Raw genomic sequence first — 12,340 nt, 5'->3', positions numbered from 1 at the left:
CTTTTTGCCTTGGCGTGGCAATCACTGTACGAAGCTGGGATCCAGAATTCAGCGACAAGGGTGACCCCGTGACACAGAAGACGAGCCAGGGCGAAGATCTGTTGGAAGAGCTGACAAGCGACAGCCGGCAGACGCGCCAGATCGCGCGCCGCCGCATGATCGCGGAGGCCGTGATGAATGAAGGCTCGATGCGGATCGAAGACCTGACGGATCGTTTCGGGATCAGCCTGATGACGGCCCATCGCGATGTCGATGAACTCGTCAGCCGCGGGCTTTTCCGCAAGACGCGCGGCATCGTGACCGCCGCGGCGACGAACCTGATCGAATCGAGCGACGTCTATCGCTCGAACCGGCAGGCAACGGAGAAGAAGCTGATTGCCGAGGCAGCGATGCAATTCGTCGAGCCCGGGCAGGCGATCTTCTTCGACGATTCGACGACGGTTCTGCAGATGGCGGCGCACCTGCCGTCGAAGGTGCCTGTCACCGCGATCACCAATTCGCTGACGCTGATGAACGCGCTGACTGGCATGCATGACGTGACGCTGCTGGCACTCGGCGGCCAGTATTACAACTGGTGCAACGCCTTCATGGGCCGGATGACGATCAGCGAGATCAAGGGGCTGCGGGCGGATATCGCCTTCATCTCCATGTCGGCGATCAGCGACGGCACGGTCCTGCACCAGTCGCCGGAGACCGTCGATACCAAGCGCGCCATGTTCGACTGTTCCGTCAAACGCATCCTGCTTGCCGATCACACCAAGTTCGAACGGCGGGCACTCCATAGTTTCGCAGCACTGGACGAGTTCGACGTCGTCATCGTCGACGACAAGACCGACGCCGTGCACATCGACCGCATGCGGTCCAAGGATATCAACGTGGTGGTCGCCAAGAGCGCCGGAGGGCGCTTGTAACCCGGCCACCGGTTGCTGATAGTGAGGAAGGCGAATGCCGAGTCTGCTCGGGATCGATAGTGGCCTGACGGTCACCAAGGCCGTCATTTTCGACATTGACGGCACGCCGCTCGCAGTCAGCAGGCGCCGCGTCACGCAGTTCATTCCCAAGGCGCGCCATATCGAGCGCGACATGGGCGAATTGTGGAGCGCGACGGCCGATGCTATCCGCGAGGCGATCGCGCTCAGCAAGCGCCCCGCAAGCGATATCCAGGGTATAGCCGCCACCGCGCATGGCGACGGTATCTATCTGCTCGACGGGGATCAGCAGCCGCTCGGCCGCGCCATCCTGTCGCTCGACAGCCGGGCAGGCCCAATCGTCAACGAATGGACGGACAGTGATGTCGCCGAGCGCGCCATCGAACTGACCGGCCAGATCCCGCACGTCTCCGCACCCTCGGCGCTGCTCGCCTGGATCCGCGAAATGGAGCCCGAGCGCTACAAGCGCATCGGCCATTTCATCAGCTGCAAGGACTGGCTGCGTTTCTGCCTGACAGGCATCATCGGCACCGATCGCACCGAGGCCAGCACCTCTTTCACCGACGTGAAGACACAGGATTACAGCCAGGATGCGCTGCGGCTCTTCGGTTTGCAGAAGCTCGTTCACGCCTTGCCGCCGGCTTCACGTTCCGACCAGATCGTCGGCCGGGTGACGCGCGAGGCCGCAAATCTGACCGGCCTCACCGAAGGCACGCCCGTCATGGCGGGTCTGCATGATGTCACCGCCTCGGCGCTCGGAGCCGGGGGATATGGCAAAGGCGTCGTCGCCATCATCGCCGGCACCTACTCGATCAACGAGACGCTATCGTCCGAACCGCGCGTCGACAGGCGCTGGTTCTGCCGCAACGGCATTGCGCCCGGCATCTGGAACAGCATGTCGATCTCGCCGGCATCGACGGCGAATTACGACTGGTTTCTCGACAAGCTCTGCGCCGCCGAGCGGGCTGAGGGCGAGACGAGCGGCCGCTCTGTTCATGCCCTGCTTGGCCCGGAGATCGATGCGGCATTCAAGCGGCCCTCGACCGCGCTGTTCCATCCCTATCTCTTCGGCTCGCCCTATGGCGCGGAGGCGAGCGCCGGGTTCTTTGGGCTCGGCGGCTGGCATGATCGCGGCGACATGCTGCGGGCCGTGCTTGAGGGTATTGCCTTCAATCACCGTATCCATGTCGATGCTCTGCGCGACGGGTTCTCATTCGACCGGGCGCGTCTGGCGGGCGGCATCTCGCGCAATCCCGCTGTCGTGCAGATGTTTGCCGATATCCTCGGCATGCCGGTCACCGTGACCGAAACCGACGAAGCAGCGGCCTGGGGCGCGGCGCTCTGCGCCGGGTCTGGTGCCGGGATCTATGCCGATCCGCAGAGCGATCCACGCGATACCGAAAGCATCGAGAAAACCTGCCAGCCGGACCCGGCACGCAGCGCCGACTATGAGACGCGCTACCAGCTGTTTCGCGAAATCGCCGATGCCATGACGCCGCTCTGGCCGAAGATCGCGGCGCTGGCGCCCGATCAGGCCGTGAACTGAAATGAATGATGCCTGCTGCGGCGGGCGATTTAGGACGATGACATCATGACAGCCGATCTGCAGCAGCGCTTCTCCGATCTCGGCGGGGGCGACATCGACGTCCTCATCATCGGCGCGGGCATTAACGGCGCCGGGTTGTTTCGCGATCTCTCGGTGCAGGGCGTCAATTGCTTGATCGTCGACAAGGCGGATTTCGGTTCCGGTACGAGCGCTGCGCCCTCGCGGCTCATCCATGGCGGGCTGAAATATCTCGAGACCGGCGAATTCGGCCTCGTGGCGCAATCGACGCTGGAGCGCAATCTCCTGCTCAAGAACGCCCCGCATTGCGTCGAGCCGCTGCCGACCTTTATCCCGGTCTTTTCCTGGACGCGCGGCATCTGGGCGGCGATCCGCACACTCTTCGGCTCCAAGACGGCACCGCGCAGCCGCGGTGCGGTGCTGATCAAGATCGGCCTGCGGCTCTACGACTTCTTCGGCTCGCGCGATCGGGTGATGCCGAAACACCGGCTGATCCTGAAGAAGCAGGCCCGCAAGGAAATGCCGCATGTGACCCCAGCGATCGTCGCCGGCGGCATCTATTATGACGCCAAGATCAGCCGGCCGGAGCGGCTGGTCTATGAACTCGTGCGCGATGGCCTCGATGCCAATCCGAAAAGTCTGGCTGCCAATTTCACCACGATGGAAACGGTCTCAGGCGGATCGCTGACATTCCGGCAGGCCGATGGCCGCGAGTTCGCGGTGAAGCCGAAGCTGGTCGTCAACGCCGCCGGTCCCTGGATCGATCATGTCAACGCCGCACTCGGCGCCCCCTCGAAGATGATCGGCGGCACCAAGGGATCGCATATCCTGCTCGATCATCCTGAACTGGTACGCAGCCTGAACGGCCACATGATCTATTTCGAAGCCGACGATGGCCGCATCTGCCTGGTCTACAGCTATCTCGGCCTGGCGCTGGTCGGCTCGACCGATATTCCAGCCGATAATCCAGATGACGTTCGCTGCGAGGAACCGGAAACCGACTATTTCCTCGAGAGCGTCCGTTCGCTGCTGCCGACGCTGCGCTTCGACCGCGATCAGATCGTTTACAGCTATAGCGGCATCCGTCCGCTCCCGGCATCGGATGCGACGGCACCCGGGCTCATCAGCCGGGACCATTCCGCGCCGGTAAAGGAACCCAAGGGCAACCGCCCGTTCCCGATCGTCTCACTGGTCGGCGGCAAGTGGACGACATTCCGCGGGTTCGCCGAGGAGGTTGCCGATACCGTTCTCTCGCGCCTACAGCGGAACCGCAATGAATCGACCCGCTACCTTGCAATCGGCGGCGGCAAGGGCTTTCCCGCCGATGGCGAGAAGCGCGGTCACTGGATCAAGGATCTGGCAGCGAAGGCAAGCATAACGATCGAGCGGGCCGACGAATTGCTGGGCCGGTACGGCACGACGGCCGCGGCGATCCTCGCATCCGCTTCGGTACATTCCGACGATACGAGACTGACCGGCGCGCCGCAGCACAGCTTCAAGGAAATCGACTGGATCACTCGCAACGAACTCGTCGTTCATCTCGCCGATATCGTGCTACGCCGCACGACGCTGGCGATCGAGGGGCGCCTGACGATCGAGGGGTTGCGGGAAATCGCCGGCATCGCCGCCGCAGCTTTGGGCTGGGACGCGGCGCGTGCCGAGCGCGAAATCGCCGACGTCACCGGTCAGCTCAGCCGTTTTCACGGCCAGGTGCTGACAAGCACTGCACCGGCTGCGGAACGCGGCAAGGCGCACCGTTTTACGGCGAAGTGATCAATGCGCCGGGCTGATTTCCCGGCGCATTGTCCTGTCCTACCGATCAGAGTGCAGCGACGGCGAGATTGCTGCGGGCCTCAAGGATGGCGCGGCAGGCATTGGCCGCTTCCTGGCCCTTGATGACGAAGTGGTTCATGAAGAACTCGATATGCGCTTCGCTTTCCTGGAAGTGGTGCGGCGTCAGCACCGCAGACAGCACCGGCACATTGGTATCGAGCTGTACGCGCATCAGGCCATCGAGAACCGTTCCGGCGACGAAGTCGTGCCGGTAGATGCCGCCGTCGACGACGAAGGCGCAGCCGAGGATTGCCGCATATTTGCCCGTCCGGGCCAGTGTCTGCGCATGGAGCGGGATTTCAAGCGCGCCCGGCACGTCGAAAATCTCGACCTCTGCCGCGTTGGCGCCCTGCGCCTTCCATGTCGAGATAAAGGAATTCACGCATTGATCGACGATACCGGCGTGCCAGCGGGCACGCACGATGGCGATCCGGTGACCCTGTGGTTTGGTTGCGATTGTCATGTCTCTGCCTTTCAAGGGTGCCATCTCTGGCTGTTGCTTCGAGCCGCCGCGGCGGCCCAATTCTCCCTTGGGCGAACAGCATCAGTCACCTCTCCCTGGAGAGGTTCTGCCTGCATGCTCTCTTCCATCCGGACTATACCGTCGGCTCCGGCATCTCACCGGATCTGCTGACCTTCCATTGCTGGAAGCGCTCGCGGGCTCCGGGCGTAAACCCGATACCGCCGGTGGGGAATTGCACCCCGCCCTGAGAACAGTGCGAGGTAAATCCAAAATCGGAAAGAATGCAAGTCCGGAAGCGGCGTCAGATGGCCTGTCTGATCAAACCGGCTTGAGATCGCCGATGATGGTCGGAATGAGTTCCGAGACCGTCGGATGGATTGGCACCGACCATTGCAGCACCGGATAGCGGGTTCCGGCATTCATCGCATCGATGATACCGTGGATCGCCTCGTCGCCCTCGATGCCCAGGAAGGCGGCGCCGAGGATTTCCTTGGTCTCCGCATCGGCGACGATCTTCATGAAGCCCTTGGTCTCGCCGCGTTCGTTAGCGCGGCCGACCCGGCTCATCGGCCGTTTGGAGACCATGACCTTGCGGCCCGAGGCGCGGGCCTGCTTCTCGGTGATGCCGGCGCGGCCGAGCGGCGGGTCGATATAGAGCGCGTAGGCCGGAATGCGGCTGGAGACCTTGCGGTCGCCGCCATCCAGCAGGTTGGCGGCGGCGATCTCGAAGTCGTTATAGGATGTATGCGTGAACGCGCCATGGCCGTTGCAGTCACCGAGCGCATAGATGCCGTCGACATTGGTCATCAGCCGGTCATCGACGGTGATGAAGCCGCGCTTGTCGGTCGCGACGCCAGCCGCTTCGAGGCTGAGATCGCCGGTATTCGGCGTGCGGCCGGTGGCGACGAGCACATGGCTTGCCTGGATATCCGGCTTGCCGGAAATCGAGACAGCGACACCGTCAGCCGCGTTCGCGAAAGCGATGTTCTCCGCGCCGGTGTGAACCGTGATGCCTTCGGAAACGATGATCTCCTCGATCGCATCCGAAACATCCTCGTCCTCGCGGGAGGCGAGCTTCGGGCCGCGTTCGATAACCGTCACCTCGGCGCCGAAGCGGCGGTACATCTGCGCGAATTCAAGGCCGATATAGCTGCCGCCGATCACCACGAGATGGCGGGGCAGGGTGTCGAGCTGGATGATCGAGGTGCTGGTGAGGTAATCGATATCGGCAAGGCCGGGAAAATCAGGAATGGCCGGGCGGGCGCCGACATTCAGGAAGATCAACGGTGCGGTCAGCGTCTCGCCGTTCACCTCAACGGTCTTCTGGCCGGCGAATTTCGCATGGCCGTAGATGACCTCCATGGTCTTCATGCCCGAGAACCAGCCGATCAGGCCGTTGCGGGCGTTCATGGTCACCGTCTCGGCGCGTTTGCGCACCGTCTTCATGTCGATCTCGATCGCGCCCGAAATCCTGACACCGTAGTCGCCGCCGGTCCGGGCCACATGGGCGGCGCGAGCGCTGGCGACCAGCGTTTTCGTCGGCATGCAGCCGGCATTGACGCAAGTGCCGCCGAGATACTTGCGCTCGATCAGCGCCACCTTCATGCCCTTCTCGGCCATGCGGGCGGCGAGAAAGGGGCCTGCCTGACCGGCCCCGATGAAGATGGCGTCATAGGTCTTCATGCGACAGCCGATACGATCAGGAGCGCGCCGACGATGGCGATCGCGTCCTCGATGAGGGCGGCGGGCGTATCCTTGCCGAAAGCGGCTGCGAGCTTGCCGCGGACGGCAGCCCCGCCGAGCGTCCCAACGATGGCGCCAACCACACCGGCGATCAGGCCAGCCACCAGCGAGCCGCCGGATGCGCCGATCGTGGCGCCTGTCAACGCACCCATGATGATGCGGGCGCCGAACTGCATCGGCACCTTGCGGCTGGGCGTTGTCGGCAGCTGGTCAGTGATCAGCTCAACGGCGGCCAGCACCGTGAAGATCCACGGCGTCCATTTGTAACCCATGAAGGCAAGCGGCGTCTGCGACACGTCGAACCAGCCGAGGGCTGCCCCCCAGGCGACTGCGGCCGGTGCGGTCATGGCCCGAAGGCCGGCAATGATCCCGATCAAAAATGCAAGAAATAGAAGCATGCGAGGGGTCCCCTTCCTCTGCGAATGCCGAAACGGCACGGCCAGCGTGGCACAAAGCTCTACCGGTTGCAATTGGGGGTGCGGCTCTACCGGCCGAGCGCCTGCAGCGCTTCTTCGGCGGCCCGAAGCCCGCTTTCGTAGGCTCCATGCGCGGTCGAAAAATCTGTGCGGTTGGTCGCTTCGCCGGCGAAGAAGATCCGGTTGTCGAACGGCCTTGCCAGAGCCTGACGCGCCGCCGCATGGCCGGGCAGGGCATGACTGTAGCCACCGCGGATCGAGGGGGTGTTGGTCCACTCGGACGCCGCAAGCGGGCGAAGTTCCCTGTGAATGCAGGAGCCGAACAGGGCCGAAAGCTCCTCCATCGCACGCGGGAAAGCCGCTTGCGGGTTTTCGGCCACGGCGCGGGCGCCGCTTCCGCCGAGGAAGACCTCGATGACGGGCTTGCCGAACGGACGGATATAATAGCTTGCCGTCTTCGGATCGCGGGGATTGCCGATCACGTGGCTTTCGTCATCGAAACTGTGGCCGCCGGTGATTTCGAAATAGAGCTTTTCGTTGTTGCCGAGCGGCAGCTTGGCTGCGGCCTCGCACCATGGGTCGAGCGATGACGGCATGCGGATGACGCCGCCGGCGAGCACATTGGTGGAGATGGTGACGATCACTACTCGCGGTCTGACGGTGCCGCGCTCCGTCTGCAGCATCACGCGACTGCCATCGACAGAAATCGACTGGATGGGCGTTGCGATATGCAGTTCGGCCGAGGCCGGCATGGTGGCTGCGACAAGCGCACCGTAGCCTGTCTCGAGACGCCAGTTGTTTTCCGTCGAGGCCTCGTCATAGGCGGCATAATCCTCCGCGGAGATGCGCTCCAGCTCGTCGCCGCTGATATAGCCGCTCAGCGCCTGAAGATAGGCAAGCCAGGGCTCGCCCGGCTCGACAGCGTCGATGGCACAGTCGCTTGGCGGTGGCGCCTCGGCAACGCGCTCGGCCCAGCGGCCAAAGGCAGCGCGGGCGGCATCGCGCTCGGCGCGCGGAAAACCGAAATCGCGATCCTGCCGATGCCAGGCGCTCGGTTTTCGGTCGACCGTTACGCCCGCTTCTTCGGCAATTCGGGTCCACGGATTGCGGTCGCCCGAATGCAGCCAGCCACAACCGAGATCGATCGCGGCAACAGGCGTGTTCAATGTCCAGGCGCGGCCGCCGATCCGGGGCAGAGCTTCGAAGACCGAAACGGAAAGGCCGCTCTTTGCAAGCCGACGCGCTGCGCCGACGCCTGCGGCGCCCGCTCCGATGATGGCAATGTCAGGTTCTGAATTCATGGGGCAAATGGACTCGAAAAGACGGCGCATCATGGACCCTGCCTCAGGCCGCACGCAAGCCGCTTCGCGGCCCCGCCGGTACGCCAGGCTTTCGCAGGGCTGCCGAGGCGCTCAGCCGCCTCTGCGGACGGCCGATATTGCGAAGGGCGGAATGAAGCGTGCATCCGGCCAGGTAACGGCTTCGCGCAAGAAATCGATGACGGCCCGCACGCGCGGCGCCTGCTTCTGGTCCTGGTGGCAGGTGATCCAGTAGCTGCGGTTCAGATCCACCTCGTCAGGCAATACGCGTTCGAGCTCGGGATAGCGGCTGGCGAAGAAATAGGGGAGCACGCAGAGCCCAAGCCCGTTTCGCGTCGCCGTCAACTGCGCGAAGATGCTGGAGCTCTGGAACTGCGGCTTGATGCGCGGATGAACGTCACCGAGATAATCCAGCCCCGGCGCAAAGATCATCTCCTCGATATAGCTGATGAAGGGATGCGAGAGCAGATCCTCGCGGCTGACGACCGGGGCGTTGGCGGCCAGATAGTCTCGCGAGCCATAGACCTGCAGATGATAGTCGGTGAGTTTCTCGGCATAATAGGGGCCGCCCTTCGGCTCGTCGAGGACAACGCTGATATCCGCCTCCTTGCGCGACAGTGACATGATCTGCTGGATCGTCACCAGCTCCAGCGACAGATGCGGGTGGCGTTCGGCAAATTGCGGCAGCACCGTCGCAAAGAAGAAATTCGCGAACCCTTCGGGAGCACTCAGCCGCACCACGCCGCGCTGCGCCATGGCACCTGTCGCAAGATCGGCCCGCAACCGCTCCGTCTCCTGCTCCATCTTCTCGGCCGTATCAACGAAGCGGTTGCCCATCGCCGTCAGCACATAGCCGCGCGGATTCCGCTCGAAGAGCTTGACCTTCAGCGCGAATTCCAGCCGGTCGATCCGCCGCGAAACGGTGGCATGACTGCTCCGGAGCTGCCGCGCCGCAGTCGACAGCTGCCCGGTTCTGGCCACGGCTAGAAAAAACTGCAGATCGTCCCAAGTAAACTGCGAGGAGTTGGTCATCGAAGGTCCGTGCTTATCTTAGTCTTTGGTCTAATGCAGCTTCGCGTGATGCGCAGCAGAGAGGCCGGAAATGGCGCTTTCGGTACGGATCTGTGCAAAAATGAACAGATACTGTTTGGAATTAATTGTAAACGTCTGGTTGCCTCACGGTGGAAATTCCGTGATCGTGGGCGTTGAGTGGTCGCCTTGAGGAGGGTGGCTCATCAAATTTGAACAGATCGCGATCTGCCAATCTCTGGGAGGAGAGACTTATGCGAAAGAGCTTCATTGCGTCACTTGCATTTCTTCTGGCAAGCAGCACGGCCGTTTTCGCCCAAAGCGGCGCGGTGTCCGACGGTAAGGTCAAGATCGGCATTCTGAACGATCAGTCCGGCGTCTATGCCGATTTCGGCGGCAAGTCTTCGGTCGAGGCCGCCAAGATGGCGGTCGAGGATTTCGGTGGCAAGGTGCTCGATATGCCGATCGAGATTGTCGATGCCGACCACCAGAACAAGCCCGACGTCGCCTCCAACATTGCCCGCCAGTGGTATGACACCGAGCAGGTGGATGCGATCATGGAGCTGACGACATCCTCGGTGGCGCTCGCCGTCCAGGCCGTCGCCAAGGAAAAGAAGAAGATCGATATCGTCACCGGTGCGGCGACCACCGATCTGACCGGCAAGGCCTGCAGCCCCTACGGCTTCCACTGGGCCTACGATACGCATGCACTCGCGGTCGGCACCGGTGGCGCCCTCGTCAAGCAGGGCGGCGACAGCTGGTTCTTCCTGACGGCCGACTATGCCTTCGGCTACTCGCTGGAGCAGCAGACCGGCGACTTCGTCAAGGCAAACGGCGGCACGATCGTCGGCTCAGTCCGTCATCCCCTGTCCAGCCAGGACTTCTCGTCCTTCCTGCTGCAGGCGCAGTCCTCAGGCGCCAAGGTTATCGGCCTGGCGAATGCCGGTCTCGACACCGCGAATGCCATCAAGCAGGCCGCCGAATTCGGCATCGTCCAGGGTGGCCAACGTTTGGCCGCGCTGCTCTTCACGCTCGCCGAAGTGCACGGCCTCGGCCTCGAAGCGGCCCAGGGCCTGACGCTGACCGAAGGCTTCTATTGGAACCGCGACGATGAAAGCCGTGCGTTCGGCAAGAAGTTTTTCGACCGCACCGGCAAGATGCCGAACATGATTCACACGGGCACCTATTCCGCCGTTCTCCAGTATCTGAAAGCCGTCCAGAAGGCCGGCACGGATGAGACGGAAGCGGTGGCCAAGCAACTGCATGAAATGCCCGTCGATGACGTCTTCGGCCGCGGCGGCACTGTTGGCGCCAACGGCCGGATGATCCATGACATGTACCTGCTGCAGGTGAAGAAGCCCGATGAAAGCAAGGAGCCGTGGGACTACTTCAACGTGCTCGCCACAATCCCCGGCAAGGAAGCCTATATCGACCCCGCCAAGAGCGGCTGCGATCTGGTGAAGTGATCGATGGCGGTTTCCGCACCAGTCAATGATACGAAGCCGCGGGTGGTTCTCTCCGCCCGCGGTCTCAGGCGGGATTTCGGCGGCTTCACCGCGGTGAAGAACGTCGATCTCGATGTCCATGATGCCAGCGTCCATGCGCTGATCGGCCCGAACGGGGCAGGCAAGACCACGGTCTTCAACCTGCTGACCAAGTTCCTACAGCCGACGGCGGGCACGATCATGCTGATGGGCACCGATATCACCAGGACGCCGCCCGACCGGGTGGCGCGCATGGGTCTCGTCCGCTCCTTCCAGATTTCGGCGGTCTTTCCGCACCTCACCGTGCTCGACAATGTCCGCGTCGCTCTGCAGCGGCCCAACAATCTCTCGACGCAGTTCTGGCGGCCGCTTTCGGCGCTCGACCAGCTGACGGGCAGAGCCGAGCAGCTGCTCGCCAGCGTCGGCCTATCCAAGGAACGCGATGCGATGGCCGCCGATCTTTCCTACGGCCGCAAGCGGGTGCTGGAGATCGCCACGACACTGGCGCTCGATCCCAAGGTATTGCTGCTCGACGAGCCGATGGCCGGCATGGGGCAGGAGGATGTCAGTGTCGTCTCCGCCATCATCCGCGACGTCGCCCGCGATCGCGCGGTGCTGATGGTCGAGCACAATCTCTCCGTCGTCGCCAATATCTGCCAGCAGGTGACCGTGCTCCAGCGCGGCGAAATCCTGGCCGAGGGCGATTACGCCACCGTCAGCCAGGATCCGCGTGTGCGCCAAGCCTATATGGGCGTAGAGGAGGACTGATGGCGGCACTGCTCGAAATCCAGGGCCTCAATGCCTGGTACGGCGAAAGCCATATCCTGCACGGCATCGACATGACCGTCGGCGAGGGCGAGACGATCACCATCCTCGGCCGCAACGGGGTCGGTAAGACGACGACGCTGCGCACCATCACCGGCATCGTGCGGGCGCGGAAGGGCAGGATCAGCTTTGCCGGAACCGACATGATGCAGGTGCCGCTGCACAAGACGGCGCATAAGGGCATCGGCTTCGTGCCCGAGGAACGCGGCATCTTCTCGACGCTGACGGTTTCGGAAAACCTGCTGCTGCCACCCGTTGTGGCGCCGGGCGGCATGACCATCGATGAAATCTACGAACTCTTCCCGAATCTCTACGAACGGCGCGCCAGCTCCGGCACCAAACTCTCGGGCGGCGAGCAGCAGATGCTGGCGATTGCCCGGGTGCTGCGCACTGGCGTGAAGATGCTGCTGCTCGATGAGCCGACGGAAGGGCTTGCGCCTGTTATTGTCCAACGCATCGGTGAGGTGCTGAAAAAGCTCAAAGAGCGCGGCATGACGATCCTGCTGGTGGAGCAGAACTTCCGCTTTGCGAGCCGCATTGCCGATCGGTTTTACTTGATGGATCACGGGCAAGTCGTGTCGGAATTCCCGGTTGGGGAACTGCCGCAGCGGATGGATACGCTGCACAAGGTTTTGGGGGTTTAGGGTATGGTCGCCAACCTGAATGAAACCTCCATATCCGCCAGCAATACATCCCTCATCCCTGTGCTTGTCACAGGGATCCAGCAGCGCCGCG

At 63.0% G+C, this 12,340-nt stretch carries 11 protein-coding genes and 1 riboswitch; of the genes, 6 read left to right on the top strand and 5 right to left on the bottom strand.

Annotated elements, in window-relative coordinates; genetic code table 11:
* Positions 1 to 68: 68 nt before the first annotated feature.
* Genes AC1DIJ_RS00885 through AC1DIJ_RS00875 form a run of 3 tightly spaced genes read left to right on the top strand, consistent with a single transcriptional unit; the run spans position 69 to position 4,266 of the window.
* Positions 69 to 911 carry a DeoR/GlpR family DNA-binding transcription regulator gene (locus AC1DIJ_RS00885; protein WP_112388460.1) on the top strand — a complete coding sequence of 281 codons (843 nt, stop codon included), beginning with the start codon at positions 69 to 71 and terminating at the stop codon, positions 909 to 911.
* A 34-nt stretch (positions 912 to 945) separates the two neighbouring features.
* The gene (locus AC1DIJ_RS00880; protein ID WP_112388459.1) at positions 946 to 2,475 is read left to right on the top strand and encodes an FGGY-family carbohydrate kinase; all 1,530 of its coding nucleotides are present in this window, start codon (positions 946 to 948) and stop codon (positions 2,473 to 2,475) included.
* 45 nt (positions 2,476 to 2,520) lie between these two features.
* Complete coding sequence (locus AC1DIJ_RS00875; protein ID WP_112388458.1) at positions 2,521 to 4,266, top strand: glycerol-3-phosphate dehydrogenase/oxidase; 1,746 nt, start codon at positions 2,521 to 2,523, stop codon at positions 4,264 to 4,266.
* 46 nt (positions 4,267 to 4,312) lie between these two features.
* Here the strand turns inward: AC1DIJ_RS00875 and AC1DIJ_RS00870 are convergent, their stop codons facing one another.
* The 5 genes from AC1DIJ_RS00870 to AC1DIJ_RS00850 form a co-directional block, all read right to left on the bottom strand.
* The gene (locus AC1DIJ_RS00870; protein ID WP_112388457.1) at positions 4,313 to 4,789 is read right to left on the bottom strand and encodes a 6,7-dimethyl-8-ribityllumazine synthase; all 477 of its coding nucleotides are present in this window, start codon (positions 4,787 to 4,789) and stop codon (positions 4,313 to 4,315) included.
* A gap of 112 nt (positions 4,790 to 4,901) precedes the next feature.
* Positions 4,902 to 5,045: riboswitch (FMN riboswitch) on the bottom strand.
* Between the two features lie 62 nt (positions 5,046 to 5,107).
* Entirely contained in the window at positions 5,108 to 6,472 is a 1,365-nt protein-coding gene (locus AC1DIJ_RS00865) for an FAD-containing oxidoreductase (RefSeq protein WP_112444104.1), read from the bottom strand.
* Positions 6,469 to 6,930, bottom strand: coding sequence for a DUF4126 family protein (locus AC1DIJ_RS00860; RefSeq protein ID WP_112388455.1), 462 nt, complete (start codon positions 6,928 to 6,930; stop codon positions 6,469 to 6,471). The genes AC1DIJ_RS00865 and AC1DIJ_RS00860 overlap by 4 nt, the downstream gene beginning before the upstream one ends.
* Positions 6,931 to 7,016: 86 nt before the next feature.
* Entirely contained in the window at positions 7,017 to 8,279 is a 1,263-nt protein-coding gene (locus AC1DIJ_RS00855) for a flavin monoamine oxidase family protein (protein ID WP_112389004.1), read from the bottom strand.
* Positions 8,280 to 8,360: 81 nt separating this feature from the next.
* Positions 8,361 to 9,299 (bottom strand): LysR family transcriptional regulator, encoded by a 939-nt coding sequence (locus tag AC1DIJ_RS00850; RefSeq protein WP_112388454.1) that lies wholly within the window; start codon positions 9,297 to 9,299, stop codon positions 8,361 to 8,363.
* Positions 9,300 to 9,550: 251 nt separating this feature from the next.
* Between AC1DIJ_RS00850 and AC1DIJ_RS00845 the strand changes: the two genes are divergently transcribed.
* From AC1DIJ_RS00845 to AC1DIJ_RS00835, 3 genes are read left to right on the top strand one after another with little or no spacing between them, the layout of a single operon-like run.
* Positions 9,551 to 10,762, top strand: a complete 1,212-nt coding sequence (locus AC1DIJ_RS00845; RefSeq protein ID WP_112388453.1) for an ABC transporter substrate-binding protein — start codon at positions 9,551 to 9,553, stop codon at positions 10,760 to 10,762.
* Between the two features lie 3 nt (positions 10,763 to 10,765).
* Positions 10,766 to 11,548 carry an ABC transporter ATP-binding protein gene (locus AC1DIJ_RS00840; protein WP_112388452.1) on the top strand — a complete coding sequence of 261 codons (783 nt, stop codon included), beginning with the start codon at positions 10,766 to 10,768 and terminating at the stop codon, positions 11,546 to 11,548.
* Positions 11,548 to 12,249, top strand: a complete 702-nt coding sequence (locus AC1DIJ_RS00835) for an ABC transporter ATP-binding protein (protein ID WP_112388451.1) — start codon at positions 11,548 to 11,550, stop codon at positions 12,247 to 12,249. Before AC1DIJ_RS00840 ends, AC1DIJ_RS00835 begins: the two co-directional genes overlap by 1 nt.
* Positions 12,250 to 12,340: the final 91 nt, after the last annotated feature.

It is taken from the genome of Rhizobium sp. 10N427 (assembly GCF_056394605.1).
This window is presented reverse-complemented; position numbering and strand designations above follow the sequence as displayed.

What these genes read in the sequence shown, in the direction of transcription:
- AC1DIJ_RS00880 (WP_112388459.1), top strand. Translation starts at nt 946, where the DNA reads ATGCCGAGTCTGCTCGGGATCGATAGTGGCCTGACGGTCACCAAGGCC.
- AC1DIJ_RS00875 (WP_112388458.1), top strand. Translation starts at nt 2,521, where the DNA reads ATGACAGCCGATCTGCAGCAGCGCTTCTCCGATCTCGGCGGGGGCGAC.
- AC1DIJ_RS00870 (WP_112388457.1), bottom strand. Translation starts at nt 4,789, where the DNA reads ATGACAATCGCAACCAAACCACAGGGTCACCGGATCGCCATCGTGCGT.
- AC1DIJ_RS00865 (WP_112444104.1), bottom strand. Translation starts at nt 6,472, where the DNA reads ATGAAGACCTATGACGCCATCTTCATCGGGGCCGGTCAGGCAGGCCCC.
- AC1DIJ_RS00860 (WP_112388455.1), bottom strand. Translation starts at nt 6,930, where the DNA reads ATGCTTCTATTTCTTGCATTTTTGATCGGGATCATTGCCGGCCTTCGG.
- AC1DIJ_RS00855 (WP_112389004.1), bottom strand. Translation starts at nt 8,279, where the DNA reads ATGCGCCGTCTTTTCGAGTCCATTTGCCCCATGAATTCAGAACCTGAC.
- AC1DIJ_RS00850 (WP_112388454.1), bottom strand. Translation starts at nt 9,299, where the DNA reads ATGACCAACTCCTCGCAGTTTACTTGGGACGATCTGCAGTTTTTTCTA.
- AC1DIJ_RS00845 (WP_112388453.1), top strand. Translation starts at nt 9,551, where the DNA reads ATGCGAAAGAGCTTCATTGCGTCACTTGCATTTCTTCTGGCAAGCAGC.
- AC1DIJ_RS00840 (WP_112388452.1), top strand. Translation starts at nt 10,766, where the DNA reads ATGGCGGTTTCCGCACCAGTCAATGATACGAAGCCGCGGGTGGTTCTC.
- AC1DIJ_RS00835 (WP_112388451.1), top strand. Translation starts at nt 11,548, where the DNA reads ATGGCGGCACTGCTCGAAATCCAGGGCCTCAATGCCTGGTACGGCGAA.